At 62.8% G+C, this 15,297-nt stretch carries 10 protein-coding genes; 3 read left to right on the plus strand and 7 right to left on the minus strand.

Translation table 11 applies throughout. From position 1 onward, the window contains the following. Positions 1-258: 258 nt before the first annotated feature. The 3 genes from BBIA_RS10775 to BBIA_RS10785 all read left to right on the plus strand — a co-directional run bounded on the left by BBIA_RS10775 (position 259) and on the right by BBIA_RS10785 (position 5,867). Positions 259-1,683: a glycoside hydrolase family 32 protein gene (locus tag BBIA_RS10775; RefSeq protein WP_033492730.1), complete on the plus strand. Its 1,425-nt coding sequence runs from the start codon at positions 259-261 to the stop codon at positions 1,681-1,683. Between the two features lie 531 nt (positions 1,684-2,214). After that, on the plus strand, positions 2,215-3,672 hold the full coding sequence (locus BBIA_RS10780; protein WP_033492732.1) for an ATP-binding protein: 1,458 nt from the start codon (positions 2,215-2,217) through the stop codon (positions 3,670-3,672). Between the two features lie 317 nt (positions 3,673-3,989). Further along, a complete protein-coding gene (locus BBIA_RS10785; protein WP_238548502.1) occupies positions 3,990-5,867 on the plus strand; it encodes an alpha-amylase family glycosyl hydrolase in 1,878 nt (625 codons plus the stop codon). A gap of 269 nt (positions 5,868-6,136) precedes the next feature. On the opposite strand, the gene BBIA_RS10790 is transcribed toward BBIA_RS10785, so the two are convergent. The 7 genes from BBIA_RS10790 to BBIA_RS10820 form a co-directional block, all read right to left on the minus strand. Then, positions 6,137-6,838 (minus strand): YesL family protein, encoded by a 702-nt coding sequence (locus BBIA_RS10790; protein ID WP_238548503.1) that lies wholly within the window; start codon positions 6,836-6,838, stop codon positions 6,137-6,139. Between the two features lie 297 nt (positions 6,839-7,135). Then, positions 7,136-8,671, minus strand: coding sequence for a sucrose phosphorylase (gene gtfA / locus BBIA_RS10795; RefSeq protein ID WP_033492736.1), 1,536 nt, complete (start codon positions 8,669-8,671; stop codon positions 7,136-7,138). Between the two features lie 519 nt (positions 8,672-9,190). Further along, positions 9,191-10,315 (minus strand): Cna B-type domain-containing protein, encoded by a 1,125-nt coding sequence (locus BBIA_RS10800; RefSeq protein ID WP_156103694.1) that lies wholly within the window; start codon positions 10,313-10,315, stop codon positions 9,191-9,193. Positions 10,316-10,444: 129 nt separating this feature from the next. Next, entirely contained in the window at positions 10,445-11,626 is a 1,182-nt protein-coding gene (locus tag BBIA_RS10805; RefSeq protein ID WP_238548504.1) for a toxic anion resistance protein, read from the minus strand. Positions 11,627-11,681: 55 nt separating this feature from the next. Beyond that, positions 11,682-12,770, minus strand: a complete 1,089-nt coding sequence (locus BBIA_RS13935; RefSeq protein ID WP_033492738.1) for a substrate-binding domain-containing protein — start codon at positions 12,768-12,770, stop codon at positions 11,682-11,684. After that, positions 12,767-13,432, minus strand: a complete 666-nt coding sequence (locus BBIA_RS14560) for a 5-bromo-4-chloroindolyl phosphate hydrolysis family protein (protein ID WP_238548505.1) — start codon at positions 13,430-13,432, stop codon at positions 12,767-12,769. Before BBIA_RS14560 ends, BBIA_RS13935 begins: the two co-directional genes overlap by 4 nt. Then, complete coding sequence (locus BBIA_RS10820; protein WP_238548506.1) at positions 13,432-15,204, minus strand: vWA domain-containing protein; 1,773 nt, start codon at positions 15,202-15,204, stop codon at positions 13,432-13,434. Before BBIA_RS10820 ends, BBIA_RS14560 begins: the two co-directional genes overlap by 1 nt. Positions 15,205-15,297: the final 93 nt, after the last annotated feature.

Genomic DNA, 15,297 nt, shown 5'->3' on the forward strand with positions numbered 1-15,297 from the left:
ATCGCACATATCGAACGCGCCAAGTCCGCCGAACCCGTACCGTAGCGCATCACATGCGCCGGACGCATCGGCATCACGCCCGCGCCACGCCATCACGACGCACCTGCCATCGCTTACGTACCATCCGGCAACTACAATGAGCACAGACAGACGTCAAACGATTGACGAGTCGCACGGCAGTCGGACGAACGCATCGGCACGGCCCGAAACGCTCCAACCCAACCGGCACAGCACAATTGCAAAGGAGAGATTGACCCAATGAACACGTTGTACTATCAGTTCCCCGGCACCTGGTTCGGCGACTGCATGCCGTTCGGCAAGGACGACACCTACTTCCTGTTCCACCAGCGCGACAATCGCAATCCCGGGCCGTTCGGCGAACCGTTTGGCTGGGATCTGGCCACCACCAAAGACTTCGTGACCTACGAGGATCACGGCGTGGCCATCCCCCGCGGCGACTACGACGCGCAGGACCAATTCATCTTCGCCGGCTCCGTATTCGAAGGCGAAGGCCGCTACCACATCTTCTACACCGGTTACAACCGCGACTACTCCGCCCAAGGCAAAGCCGCGCAGGTGCTCCTGCACGCGGTCAGCGACGACCTGTACCACTGGGAGAAAACCGGCGATAAGGTCGAACTGCCGCCGCAGCCCGGGTACGATCCGGACGAATGGCGCGACCCATGGATCATCCGCGATGACGAGCACAACCGGTACGTGCTCGTGCTCGGCACGCGCAAAGCCGGCCCCAAGGAGGAACAAACCGGCTGCACCGTCTGGTTCACCTCCACCGACCTCGAACATTGGGAATTCCAAGGCGACTTCTGGACTCCGAACATCTACACCATGCACGAAATGCCCGACCTGTTCCGCATGGGCGACTGGTGGTACCACATCGTCACCGAATACAGCGACAAGAAGAAGATGGTTTACCGCATGTCCCGCAGCCTCGAAGGCCCGTGGACCGCACCCGCCGACGATGCGTTCGACGGCAGCGACTACTACGCGGGGCGCACGTTCGAGCTCAACGGCCACCGCATCCTGTTCGGCTGGGTCGGCACGCGCGAAGACAACGACGACCGCAAGAACTTCGAATGGGCCGGCACGTTCGTGCCACACGAGATCATCCAGCACGAAGACGGATCGCTCGGCGTCAAGACGCCGGACACGCTGTGGGCCGCCTTCGCCGAACGACAGCCGATCGACGACTGCGCGCTGACCGCGGACGGCCGTGAGGAGCGGATCATCGCCACCGTCGACCCGTCCGTCAATCCGTCCAGCAACCCGTCCAATAACGACGGACGCCTGTTCTCGCTCGAAGCGGACGTGACGTTCGCCGCCGGCACGCGCAACTTCGGCATCCGCTTCTATGAGAACGCCACCACCAAGGAGTCCTACCAGTTCCACTTCCCGGTGGCCGAGAACCGCTTCATCTCCGAAAAGAACCCGAACTACATCTGGTTCTCGTTCATGAATATCGGACTGGAGCGCCCGATCGCGCTCAACGCCGGCGAGACGTACCATCTGCGGCTCATCGTCGACGACACCGTCGCCACGTTGTATGTCAACGACGTCGCGCTCAACACGCGCGTCTGCGAGCATCACGGCGACGCGATCGGCTTCTACGTCACCGACGGATCGGCGACGCTGTCCAACATCTCGCTCGCCGTCGGACTGCGCTAGGCAGCGGACCGCGGCAAGTGACGATCCGGTGTGTGGCGGAAACGTGCGTTCCGCCACACACCGCACGTTTCCGCCAAGCCCGAACGCACGGCATCGTCAGCCAGCTCGACCAACTAATGTAATTTCTGCATCAAACTAATGTAATTCCAGCAGAATTACATTAGTTGCCAGGACTCAATTACATTAGTTACCAGGACTCAGGAGTTCTGTCACACGCGTCATTTGACCGATGACGGTGCTCCATCGGAACAGATTTTCCCTTACTTGCGCAAGGTCTGCATCGGGTAGCCGACTCGGCCGGTCTACTGTTGCTCAGCCGCCCCGTCCAGCAGAGCGCGCCTGATTTTATTTGACGAGTAACCCGGCGCAAACGTCTACAAATCGTAAAAACGTTGATTTTCCAACGATTTTTTATTTGACGGTTATTTGACGGTTATTTGACGATTGCCGCGACTTCCGCCTAAAGTGGTCACGAGGAAATACCGCTTCGCCACTCCTTACGAAACAGCAACGCACACAAACGGAGAGACCGTGCCCGAAGACTTCATCCAACTCGTCCGCAATCTCATCGCCCGCCCTACCGAGTCTCAGACGATCGAGTTCAAGGAATCCAACAACGATGCCTTCATGATCGGCAAGGACATCTCAGCCCTCGCCAATGCGGCGGCCATGGAAGGCACGGACTACGCCTACATGCTCTGGGGCGTCGACGATCGCACGCACGACATCATCGGCACCGCATTCAACCCTCTGGCGGAAAAACACAAGGGACAGGAGCTGGAACTCTGGCTCAGGCTCAAGCTGTCCAAGAACACGGAATTCCGGTTCATTCCGCTCGACCTTGACGGCAAAAACCTCGTGATCCTACGCATTTGGCCGGCGACAGGCTATCCCGTATCGTTCGACGGCACCGAATACGTACGATCGGGAACGTCCACGCAGCCGCTGGCAAAGAACTCGCAGAGGGAACGCCGACTGTGGGAAGTCACCAAATCGGAATCGTTCGAAGAGCAAATCGCACTCCCCTGGCTGACCGCCGACGAAGTACTCGCCCAGCTGCAGTGGAAGACGTACTTTACGCAGACCAATACGCCGATGCCCTCCACTCAGGAATCGATCCTGCGCTATCTGGAAACCGATCACCTGGTGAACATGCTGGACAGCGGACAGTACGCCATCACCAATCTGGGCGCATTGCTGTTCGCCGAGGACATGCAGCAATATCCCACGGTCAGCCGCAAGGCTCTTCGCGTGATCAAATACGACGGCATCCGCCGATCGTCGCCGTCCCGTACGCAAACTTATCAGCACGGCTACGCCGACATGGATTCCATCGTCTCATTCCTCCAGCCATGGCTACCGGAAAGCGAAACCATCGGGCGGGCGCTGCGCATCACCCAATTCGCGTATCCGCCCATCGCGGTACGCGAATTGCTCGGCAACATGCTCATCCATCAGGACCTCACCATACGAGGTGCAGGACCGCTGATCGAGATCTTCGACAATCGCGTAGAATTCTCCAATCCGGGCAACTCGCTGATCAGCATCAAGCGTCTCGTCAACGATCCGCCAGCGGCGCGCAACCCCAAGCTCGCCACGCTCGCACGCAGACTGCACATGTGCGAAGAAGCCGGATCCGGCTGGGACAAAATCATCGACGCGTGCGAAACCGCGCAGCTCCCCTCTCCAGAAATACAGCAGTCGGACGGGGACAGTCCGAGCATCATGGTGCGGCTCGTCCAATACCGCCCGTACGCGCAACTCAGCGTCAGTGAACGCATGGATTCGTGCTACTGGCACGCATGCATACAGTTTGCGGACGGGGCTAGCCTCACCAATGCGTCCCTGCGCGCGCGATTCGGACTCGACGACTCGTATTCTTCCCAGATCTCGAGGCTGATTCGCGAAGCCGTGAACGCCGAGTTGATCAAACCGGTCGATCCCAACGCGCCGCGCAAGAAAATGGAGTACGTGCCGGCATGGGTCTGATATCCACAGTTCCGCACGGTGCCGGCACCGGCACCAGCGGACCGTCGCACTGCACAGAACGGGAGTTTATTTGACGATTTTATTTGACGAGTAACCCGGCAAAAATGCCTCCGAACCGCAAAAACGTTGATTTTCCAACGATTTTTTATTTGACGGTTATTTGACGGTTATTTGACACTCACCGCGGCAGGACGGCCGCTCCGCCGCGCGCGACCGAGCGCGGCGCACGGCCCCGGCACGCAGTACCATTGCCAGTAGTTACCAATTGGGAACCACGGACACCACCATCCGGTCAACACAGATTAAAGGAGATCATCATGCGCCACGAATGGCTCAAGGACGCCGTGTTTTACGAGGTCTATCCGCAGTCGTTCCAGGACTCGAACGCGGACGGCATCGGCGACTTCGCCGGCATCGTCAGCAGACTCGACCATATCGCGAACCTCGGCTGCAACGCGATCTGGATCAACCCGTGCTTCGACTCGTCGTTCTACGACGCCGGTTACGACGTGCGCGACTACTACAAGACGGCCGCACGCTACGGCAGCAACGCGGACCTGCGCAACCTGTTCGACGAAGCGCACCGCCGCGGCATCCGCGTGCTGCTCGACCTCGTGCCCGGGCACACGGCCGTCGACAACCCGTGGTTCGCTGAATCATGCAAGGACGAGCGCAACGCGTGGACCGACCGGTACATCTGGCGGCCGATGACCCAGTCCCCCGACCTCAACTCGCCGTATCAGTCGATCCGCGGCTTCATGGGCGGCATCGCGGAACGCCCCGACGCGGCCGCTGTCAACTGCTTCTCCACACAGGTGTGCCTCAACTACGGCTTCGGCACCGTGACCGAAGACTGGCAGTTCGCCGCCGACTCGCCCGAGGCGGAAGGCGGCCGGCTGCTGCTCGAGGACATCATGGACTTCTGGCTCGGCCTCGGCTGCGACGGATTCCGCGTGGACATGGCCGCCAGCCTCGTCAAGGAGGACACCCCCGACCACCAATGGACGTCGCTGCTGTGGAGGCGCATACGTGAGCATCTTGACCGGACGCACCCGGACGCGGTGCTCGTCTCCGAATGGGGTAACCCGCAGGAGGCGCTGCACGCCGGATTCGACATGGACTTCCTGCTGCACTTCGGCCCCTCGCACTATCTCGACCTGTTCCGCGAGAATCCTTGGTTTTCCGCGGCTGCGGCAGCTGCCGGCACTGGTAACGTGCGCGAGTTCGTCGACGCGTACCGCGCGATGGCTGACGGTACGGCCGGCAAGGGATACATCTGCATCCCGTCCGGCAACCATGACATGGTTCGCATGCGCGACACCCTCACGCCCGACGAGATGAAGCTCGCGTTCGCGTTCCTGATGACGATGCCCGGCTGCCCGTTCGTGTACTACGGCGACGAGATCGGCATGGCGTACGTGCACGGCCTGCGTTCGAAGGAGGGTGGATACGAGCGCACTGGCGCGCGCACGCCGATGCAGTGGGACGATTCGACCAACGCCGGATTCTCCGCCGCCCGCCGCGGCGACCTGTACCTGCCGCTCGACGACGGCACCGATCACGCCGATCTCGCCGACACCGGCGAGCGCATCGCCGCGCGGCTGCGGGACGGCGATACGAGTGCCGTTTCGACCGAGAACGCTGGTTCGTCCGAGAACGCCGGCTCGGTCGCAACCGCGGGCGGAACCAGCGCGACCGCAGCCACGTCCAACGCCACGTCCGACGCCGTCGCAGCTGCCGCAACGCGAGTCGGCACCGCTGCCGCGCGCCCGAACGTGGCCGCGCAGACCGGCGATCCGTCGTCGCTGCTGGAAACCGTGCGATCGCTGATCGCGCTGCGTCACGCGCACCCCGCGCTGCAGGCCGACAGCGACGTGCGATTCCTGTACGTCGAAGACCACGCCTATCCGCTCGTCTACGAGCGCACGGCGCAGGCTGCGGGCTGCGCAGCTGGCACCGCAGCCGCCGACAATCCGGACGGTGCCGCAGACGCCGACACCATCACAGCAGCCGCCGGCGAGCGCATCGTCGTCGCGATCAACCCGTCCGGCACGGACGCGACCTGCCCGCTGGAATCGGCCCCGGGCGCGGTTCTGCACGTCGTGAGCCACTCCCCCGCCAACGCGGCCTCCGCCACGTGGACCAACGGCACCCTCACCGTCCCCGCCGGCTCCGCCACGATTTTCGTGGCCTGATGTAACGCGTCCCGCATCGTCAACGCACGTTATCGGAATCGGCCTGCGGCCGATACTGTGCTGTTGGCGGCGCGTTCGCGCCGCGTCTCTCCCTCAGTCTCGCTGCGCTCGACAGCTCCCTCATCAGAGGGAGCTCCTGTGACTCCCATGCTATCGCGGGAATGTGGTGCGGCGGCTGTACAGCCACCGTCGGCAATACTGCATCGACCGTAGGCCGATTCCGTAACGACGCAGCAGCCTCATAACGCATTCCGCAAATACAGGTTCCCTCAGTCGCGCCGGATGGGGCGGTATTTGGCGTCGACTTCGCCGTCGAGACGCTGGAAGACGGGGTTGTAGAGCCAGGCGCAGCAGTATTCGGGCAAGGTGATGCCGAGAATGATGATGAACGGGATCACGTACACGAACCACTGCATGTAGGCGAGCGCGAACACGACCAGGATCACGATCTCGCACAACGTGCGCGGGAAACAGCCGACGGCGAGCGACGCGGCGTTCTTCGCATGACCGCCGACCGTATTCTCGTAGCGCGACAGCATCGGGAAATACCATTGCGCGAACCCGACGAGCAGCACGCCGACGAGCGCAAGAAACGCGAACATCATGCGGCGCTGTCCGGACGGCATCTGCAGCGTGACGAACACGTCGACCGTCATCACGACGATCGCGAGCAGCAGCACCGCCCACACGGCCGTCGCCTGCTTGAAATTCCGTTTGAACGACGCGAAGAACTGGCGGGAAATGTACGTTTCCTCATGGCGGATCATGCGCCACAACACGGTGTGCATGGCGGTGAGCGACGCGCCCGCGGTCACGATCGGCAGGCAGCACAGCAGCGTGAGCAGGTTGAGCTGGATCAGGTCGAACACCACGCCCATGAAGCGGAAGAACATGTTGTCCTGGTCGAACACTTTGGTCATGGTTGATTGATTCGACTGGCCCGATCGGCCGTTGCGAGATTCATCAGACATACGTCAATCCTAGCCTTCACTTGTGCATGTGCCGTCCGGGCACACCGATTGGATGCCGTACTTGTATTAAGGCAATGGGTGCAACTACCCCTCAGTCGGCTTCGCCGACAGCTCCCCTGGCAAGGGGAGCCAAGACTAAAAGAACGGAAAACGGCCGGGATGACCAGCGCCGGAGCGCTCTCGTCAGGTCATCCCGGCCACGTTGCGATCGGTGCGAGCAGGCGCGCCGGACCGGTCGACGATCCGCAATCCGCTCGGGACGAGGCGAGCTGCGAATCGCCGCCGTTACGGGGACCGTCAGGCCGCGACCGGCGGGTTCGCGATCAGATCGTCGGTTTCGTGCTCGCCGGCGGCGTCCGTCCAGCGCAGCGTGACGATCGACGCGTCGACGTCCGCGCCGACGCCGCCGCGAGCCGGCTCGAACACGAGCTCGGCGCGCGACGCGACCGCGCCGTCGTCGCCGGTCAGCGTCCACGTCATCGTCAGCGCACGATCACCGTCGGCCGCGTACGTGAACTCGCCGTCGAACGCGGGCAGTTCGTTGCGGAAACGGCACAGCGCGTTGAGCGACTGCACGACCGGACGTTTGAGCTGCTCGTCGACCTCGGCGGTCGAATAATAGTGGCGATTGATGTCGCGGCCCACGTTCGTGCGGTGCAGCAGGTCCATGTCGTTCGCGCCGGCGAGCGCACCAACGTAGTACACCTGCGGCACGCCGGGCAGGAAGAACTGGACGGCGCGCGTGGCGATGTAGTGCTGGTCGTTGCGGCCGAGCGCGGAGTAGTACGTGCTGTTGACCTGATAGAGGTCGAGGTTGGATGCGGCCGCGCCGGTCGCTGCCTGCGATTCGCCGTGCGTGTTCTGGTGGATCGTGTTGACGAGATTGTCGACGTCGTCGTCGGGCACGAGTCCCTTGAGCGAACGGTCGAGCTGGTCGGAGCCGATGTCGATCACGCCGATGCCGTCGTGCGTGTCGAGCACGGTGACGGCGTTGTTCGGACGCACGTCGACCCAGTGGGCGAGCGCATCGGTGCGGCCGGTGAAGATCGAATGCAGGAGCAGCGGCGGCAGGGCGAAGTCGTACACGCGGTCGACCTTGTGAGCGATTTCGACCTGCTTCTTGTAGTACGAGTGGACTTCAATGAGCGTTTCGAGGCCGCGGCTCTCGCCTTCCTGCTTGATGCGTTCGATGAGCTGGAAGGACTTCGGGGTCATGAAACAGCTGGAATGGTTATCCTTGGCACCGTAGCCGACCGCGTCGAGTCGGATGGACTTGACGTGGCTCTCGGACAGGTGGTCGAGGATGGACAGCAGGTAGTCCCAGCCTTCTTTGGAATCGGTGTCGATGTCGACCTGCTGCGGCGTGAACGTGGTCCACACGAGGCGCGTCTTGCCGGCCCACGTGTAGTGGGTGAACGGCAGGCCCGGGCGCGGACGGTAGATGCCGGCAAGCTGTTCTTCGGTGGCACCGTCGGGGAACACGGTGCTCATGGTGAGGAACATGCGGTAGTACGGGCTGTTTTCGCCGTTCTTCATGACGTCTTGGAACTGCTTGGATTCCCAGCTCATGTGGTTGACGATCGTGTCGACCATGATGTCGTGGGTCTTGGCGAGTTCGGCGATGTCATCCCAGTCGCCAAGGCGCGGGTCGACTTGCGTGTGGTCGATCGGGTCGAAGCCGGCGTCGGCGCCGTCGAACGGGGTGAAGAATGGCAGGATGTGCACGCCTTCGTACACTCCCTGGAAACGGGTGCGCAGAATGTCGGTGAGCGACTTGATGGTGCCGTCGCCAAGGCGATCGGCGTAGGTGATGAGTTGGACCTTGTTCTTCATGGGACCTCCTTCTATTGACTGGTCTCAGTGCCGTTCCTTGGTCTCCCCCAAACGGCCAGTCCATTGTATCGAACCGGTTCGAGAGTGTCAAAAGTCCCTGCGTTCCGCATTGCAGGGTGCATTGCGCGCGTATTGCGTTCAGCCCCGAATCGATCCTCATGATTCGCGCGGCAAAACGGACAGACCATCACCGCCTTGCCCCGCGAGGAGTCCTCTCAGCGAGGCAAGGTGACGAAGATCTATCCGATTTGCCATGCCAAGCATCCCCAGCGCGGCAACATGAGCAGCCCTTCGCCAAACTGCTACGCTGGAAGACCCCTCCGCGAAGCAAAACAACGAAGGCCTATCCGATTCACCACGCTCAGAATGCTTAGCGTGGCAAATCGGATAGACCTTCGTGGAAATACCTCGCTGGAGACCGCGTCAGCGTGGCACATCGGAGAGAATCCATCCGACATACCACGCGGCAGGCCGTCAACGATGCGCCCGCGGGAACGGAGGACCGTGCGAATGGAACGGTCAGCGGCTGCGGCGGCGCATGAGGATGATGATCGCGACCGACACAAGCGCGGTAGCGACGACGGCCGGCAGGATGATGGCGGCGCCGGTGTTGCCGATCGGCGGCTTGTTGGTGGTCGTCGTGCTCGTCGGCGGAGTGTTGGTCGGCGGCGTATTGGTCGGAGGCGTCGTCGGCGGAGTGGTCGGCGGGGTTTCGGGCGGCGTGCTCGGCGGCGTGTACGTGTTCGTGATCGTCAGCACGTCGTTCTCGCGATCGATCAGCACCGTGTAGTCGTCCGGCACGGCCTTCTCGACGACCTGCCAATCGTAACCGGCCGGCAGCTCGGTCCATTCGTGCGCCCAGCCGTTCTCCTCGTTCAGTTCGGCCTCGGCGTACACCTTGCCGTCCTGCAGCAGCTGCACGACGATCTTCGACGGACGCACCTTGTCGGAATCGTTCTTCCAGACCTTGACGACCTTCTTCTTCACGGTTTCGGTCGGCGGGGTCGGCGTGGTTGAGCATTCGGTCTTCGCGTACATGGTGACGTCCATCGTCTGCGATGCACCGCCGTCGTTGCTGTTGACGGCAGCGGGCAGCGAGATCAGCGAAGCCGCGGCGCGGCAGGTGAGCGTACCGTCGTCGTACTTGCCAAACACGATCAGGTACAGGCCCTTAGCGAGACCGGAGAATGACGCCGTTCCAGCCACCCCCGTGACGCCGGTGGGATCCGCGGCAATGTTCTGCTGATCGATGTACACGGACAGCGTCTCCGCAAGCTTGCGATACGTGTCGGCGGAAGCGTTGAACACGTTCCAGTCGACCGCAGCATCCTTGAAATCGGCGGTAGGCGCGAACGCTTTCTCTCCCCAGTCGGCAACGTGATACACGTTCACGTCGACGCCGGCGACCGGCGTATCGCCGTTCTTGTACACGGTCGTAATCGAGCCGGTTTCGGACAGTTCATCGGCGGCCGCGGTCAACGGCATCATCGTCAGCAGGCAGCTGCCGAACGCCAGTGCCAGCGAGCAGATCATGGCGACGATGCCGGTCATGCAGCGCGCGTCAAGCTCCATGCACTGCGTCTGACGCTGCATTTGCCGGCCCGAGCGTCGGTCATAGTAGTCTTCATCGTTCCCTTGCTTCACTCTTTCGCATTCGCCCCGCGCGCAGGGGGCGTCTCTGCTCCAACGCCCCCAGTCTACGCCGCACCCCCTATGTTCTGCGGGGTTTGGCGCAAGTTGCCGCGCGAACAAGCGCACGCGACGCGAACGCGCTCACATCTGCCGCGCGTTGTCGATGAGCGCGGCCTTGAGGTCGGACTCGATCTGCCGCATCTTGACCTGCGCGGCCTCGCGGTTCGCCTTGCCTTCCTTCTGGATCTGCACGGTTTCGCGCAGCGTGGCGATGAGCTCGGAGTTGATCTTCTCCAACGTGTCGATCTCGATCACCGACCGCTGGTTCGCCTTCTCGGCGTCCACGGCCCCGCGGTGCAGCGCCTCGGCGTTGCGCGAGAGCAGCTTGTTGGTCACGTCGTCGGCCTTGTTCTGCAGGTCGAGCGCGGCCCGCTGGTTCGACAGGCCGAGAGCGATCACCATCTGCGACTTCCACACGGGGATCGTGGTGGAGATGGTCGTGTCGATCTTGTCGACGATGGTCTGATCGGCGTTCTGGATGATCTTGATCTGCGGCGCGGTCTGCAGCGTGACGACGCTCACGCGGTCGAGGTCGTCGAGCCGCTTGGCGAACCGGTCGAGCTTCGACTTGAAGTCTTTGAGCACCTGCGCCTGCATCGCGTCGCCGCTCTTGGCCGCCTCGGCCTCCAGCGCGGGCAGCTGGTTCGCGTTGAAGTCGGCGAGCGCCTTCTTGCCGGCGAGCACGGTGAGCTTGAGTTCGCGGTACTGCTGCGCGTTCTGCTCGTACATGGTGTTGTACATGGAGATGTCGGCGACGAGCTTGGCCTGCGCCTTTTCGAGTTTGGTGATGATCTCGTCGATCTGCGCGTCGACTTTCTGGTAGCGGCGGCGCAATTTGTCGATGGACACGGCGACCTGGCCGAGGATCGGAATCTTGCGGAAGCCGCCGAGTTCGGCCTCGTCGATGGTGGTGAGCATGGTCGCGAGCAGGTCGCCGGCCTCGCCAGTGTCCTTGGAGCGCGTTTCGGAGAGGATTTCGTCGGCGAACGTGGAGGTGGCGCGCTGCACGTCCTTGCCGTACGACGATTCGATGCCATCGCGCGTAAAGTCGATGTTGCCGGCGAGCTGGGCGATCTGCTGCTGGTCCGCGGGCGGCAGTTTGGCGATCTGCTGGTCGGGCGTGAGCGCGGCTTCGGCCTTGGCCTGGTCGGCGGTCGGCACGAGCGAGCCGTTCGGATCGGCGAGCGTGGTTGCGACGGACGCGGACGATGCGGTTGCGCTGTTACCGCCGGCCAGGTCGGCGAGCGTGATCTGCTTGGTCATGGTTAGTTTCCTTTCTTTCGTTGCCTTTTCGTTGCCCGGTTGCCGGTTCCCCCAGTTACCCCCGGGTCGAGTCGAGCAGTTTGATGATGGCCTGCATGGCCGTGTTGTTGGGCAGTTCAGTCACGGCGGTCACCTGTTCGAGCGTGCCGGGCACGTTGAACCGCTTGATGGAGTCGGTGCCGGCGAAGTTGGCGGCGCGGAAGCCGTGGCGCTCCCAGGCGAGCTTCTGCACGTCCTTGGATTTGAGGAGTTTCAGCAGCTGCTGTCCCTTGTCGTCGAGCGCGATGAACGTGTGGGTGCTCCACACGGTCGGCGTGGGGTACATCATCACCACGTCGTCCTTAACCTGCTTGAACGCGTCCGGCTGGTTCACCGCGAGGTCGAGCAGCTGCGATTCGTAGCCGATCATCATGGGTTTGGAACCGACGCCGAGCGTGAGGAATTGGTTGAAGCTGTCTTCAGAACTGGTTTCCATCCAGCCGGATTTTGCGAAGATCGCGCGGATCTTGTCGGTGTCGCGCGACACCGAGTCGACGGTGGCCGGCTGGCCGCCGTTGAGCACGGTCGCGACGAGCGCCGCGTATTCGTTGCCGGAGTTCGATTTGACCGGGTCGGTCGAGTCGATGCGGAACTGTCCGTAGCCGTTTTTGTAACCGACGTCGGCCCACGTTTTGTTGTTGACCATCGCGTCGACGGCCTTGGCCATGTCCATGTGATACGCGCCGCCGTCCTTGCTGACGATGCCGCTGCCAGTGAGCGCGTCGGCGACGGCCTTGTGCGTGTAGATCACGATCGGCGAGTTGAACACGATGTCCGAGTTCGACGTGTCCACGCCTTGCGCCTTGCCGTATTCGACGGCGGCGCGCGACGACGGGAACAGATAGTCCATGCCCTTGCGGTCGGCGTCCATCATGGCGAGCGATCCGGCCTTGCGATAGTTGACTTTGAGCCCGGACTGTTCCGCCAGCGCGGCGAACTTGTCGTCGTCGAACAGGCCGATTTTCTCGCCGCCGAGATAGCCGTTGACCTGCTGGATTTCGACCGGCTTGGGCTGGGCCTGACGCCAGACGAGCGTGCCGCCGATGATGGCGACGACCGCGAGCAGCGCGATCAGTCCGATGATTTTCGCTTTGGTCGGTTTCATGGCTTCCTCTTCCCCGTTTCTGCGTCCGCCCCCGTGCCGCCGTCATGCTCGTCCGGCGTCGCATAGCCGTCCATGCTTGCGAGTCGTTGGATCGCTTCGGAATCGGCGGCGATGCCGAGCGTTTTGGACGACACCGCGCGCGACAGTTCGCCCGCAGCCGTGCGTTCGAGCACCTGCAGCGCCTCGACGGTCTCCCGCTGCGCGACTGCCAGCTGGTCGCGCGCGCCGGACTGTTCGACGTCAACGTACGATTTGAGCAGTTTGGCGGTCTGGTCGCCGTACACGTTCGTGTAGTGCCGCAGCGTCGCGTACGCGCCCGTGTCGGTGCTCACATAGCGCGTCAGATCGCGGGTCGCGGCGATGAAATCGTCGGCTTCGGAACGCACCTGCGGGTCACGCACCTGCCGCGCGAGCATGCCGATGCGGTTGAGCATCGTGTTCGCGTCGTCGATCGCGGCCGCGGCTTTCTGCCCGTTCGGCAGCGCAGACACGACGACCTTGCCGAGCCGGCGTTCCGGCTGCAGCAGCGTCGATCCGGCGACGTAGCCGAGCACAGCGCACACCGTGCCCAATCCGAGTCCGATCAGCCCGCCGCCGGCCAGCCAGAACGCAAGGCCGGCCAAACCGAGCCCGATCACGAATCCCGCAATCACGCCGATCATCAGTTGAATCCCTTGACTTGACGGAACACGGCCGCAAGGTCGCCGCTGCGGCCGTCGAACACCTTCGCGTTGCTCAGTTTGGCGAGTTCGTTGAGCTGGGCCGGATCGGCGTCGCCGAACATGATCGAGAAGATCGGCAGATCGCGGCCGGACGAATGGTAGCGGCTTTCGAACGACGACTTGTCGAACGTTTCGGACTGGCCGTCGGTCATGAGCACGATCGCGGTCGTGTAGTCGTCGAGATTGCTCGGCAGCACGCTGAGCGCCGAGCTCAGGCCGTCGTAGATGTTCGTGCCGCCGGTCGCGGCGCGGTCCTGGGCCTGCTTGAGCAGGTCGCCGGTGTCGGTGCCGTGCGCGGTGACGGGCGTTTCGGCGGCTGACGAGAACGGAATGAGCACGTTGACGTCCTCACTCGACGGTTCGATGTGGTAGCGGGCAGATTTGGTCGGATCGAGCGCCGAGGTGAGGCCGTTGACGACACCGTCCTTGCCGTCGCCGCTCATGGAACCGGAGTAGTCGACGACCCAGATCGTGTAGCTGGGCTTGCGCAGTTTCGTCTGGTACACGGTGAGCGCCTGGTCGATCACGCTGGCGGCGGGCAATGCGATGGTTTTCAGCGTGTCCGCACTGGTATCGATGCCCCATTCGGCGCGGAACGACTGCTTGACCGCGTTATCGCTGCCGTACGCGAGCGTGCCGCCGAGACCGGTGCGGCGGCCGGCGCGTTCGAACAGCAGCTTGGAATCCTTGGATGACAACGCTTTCTGGAATTTCGCGAACGCATCGTCGAGGTTCTGCCCGCGATCGACGTAGCCGAGCGGCGAGTCGGACACGGCGATGCCGTCGGCCGGATAGATCGCGACAAGCGGATCATGGCCGGCCTTCTCCAGCTGCTTGTCGGCCTGGATCACCAGCGACTCGTAGTTGACCATCGAATCGAAGCGGTCGGGATTGGCGACGACCATGTCCTTGAGCCAGTCGGACGAGCCGGACGAACGGTCCACGCCCTTGAGCAGCGCGGCGACCTGGCCCGTGAGCTTCGCGTCGTTGAGGTCGGCGGCGGTGAGCGGTTCGTCGCGGCCGGTGAGCGCGGTCATGAACGCGAGGTACGCGGACGCGCCGGAATTCGACTGCGTGGCCGACGTCATCGAGAACTTGAGTTTGCCGGACGACACGGCGGCGAGGATGTCGGCGGTTTTGACCGGCTTCGTTTTGCCGCTCGCGTCCGCCCAGCCGAGCTGTTCGGCCTTGGATTTGGCGATGCCGAACACAATCGGCGTGGTGGACGTGCTGGCCGCGTCCTTGACGATGTGCTTGGTGTCGCCCATCGAAATCCACATGGACGAGGCCGGCCAAACCGCGTCGTATTTGTCGCCACCATTCTTGAGCGCGGACATGATATCGAGCGAACCCATGTAGTTCATGGTCACGGCCACGCCCGAATCGTCGACGGCCTGCTGGATAGCGTCGGCGACTTCCTTGTTCTCCGAGCCGGACGCGATGTTCAGCGTGGCTTCGGCTTTGCCCTTGGACGGCTCGAACGTCTGCACCTTGTCGGAATCGGCGCCGTTCGCACCGTTGCCGTTGAACGAGACCGAGCAGGCGGCCAGCATGCCAAGCGAAGCCACGGTGACGACCGCCGCCGCAAACGCGCGGCGCACCGCCGTCATCACGCCGGGCGCGCGGCGGGCATCGCAACGCCGCTCGCGGCCCTTCCCGCGACCCCCATCATTCACTACGTTGTCCTGCGAGCCCTCGCATATTCCACTCATAACACCATTGTGGAATACCGGTTCATCCCCGCAACCGCCAACACCTGAACGCATGGTGAACAATCCATTACGTTTCGTCGCCAACAACGTCGC

This window comes from Bifidobacterium biavatii DSM 23969 (assembly GCF_000741165.1).
GTDB lineage: Bacteria > Actinomycetota > Actinomycetes > Actinomycetales > Bifidobacteriaceae > Bifidobacterium > Bifidobacterium biavatii.

Bases quoted from the DNA above. Each gene is read 5' to 3' on its own strand.
- BBIA_RS10775 (WP_033492730.1), top strand. From the start codon at position 259: ATGAACACGTTGTACTATCAGTTCCCCGGCACCTGGTTCGGCGACTGC.
- BBIA_RS14560 (WP_238548505.1), bottom strand. From the start codon at position 13,432: ATGATCGGCGTGATTGCGGGATTCGTGATCGGGCTCGGTTTGGCCGGC.
- BBIA_RS13935 (WP_033492738.1), bottom strand. From the start codon at position 12,770: ATGAAACCGACCAAAGCGAAAATCATCGGACTGATCGCGCTGCTCGCG.
- BBIA_RS10790 (WP_238548503.1), bottom strand. From the start codon at position 6,838: ATGTCTGATGAATCTCGCAACGGCCGATCGGGCCAGTCGAATCAATCA.
- gtfA (WP_033492736.1), bottom strand. From the start codon at position 8,671: ATGAAGAACAAGGTCCAACTCATCACCTACGCCGATCGCCTTGGCGAC.
- BBIA_RS10820 (WP_238548506.1), bottom strand. From the start codon at position 15,204: ATGAGTGGAATATGCGAGGGCTCGCAGGACAACGTAGTGAATGATGGG.
- BBIA_RS10805 (WP_238548504.1), bottom strand. From the start codon at position 11,626: ATGACCAAGCAGATCACGCTCGCCGACCTGGCCGGCGGTAACAGCGCA.
- BBIA_RS10785 (WP_238548502.1), top strand. From the start codon at position 3,990: ATGCGCCACGAATGGCTCAAGGACGCCGTGTTTTACGAGGTCTATCCG.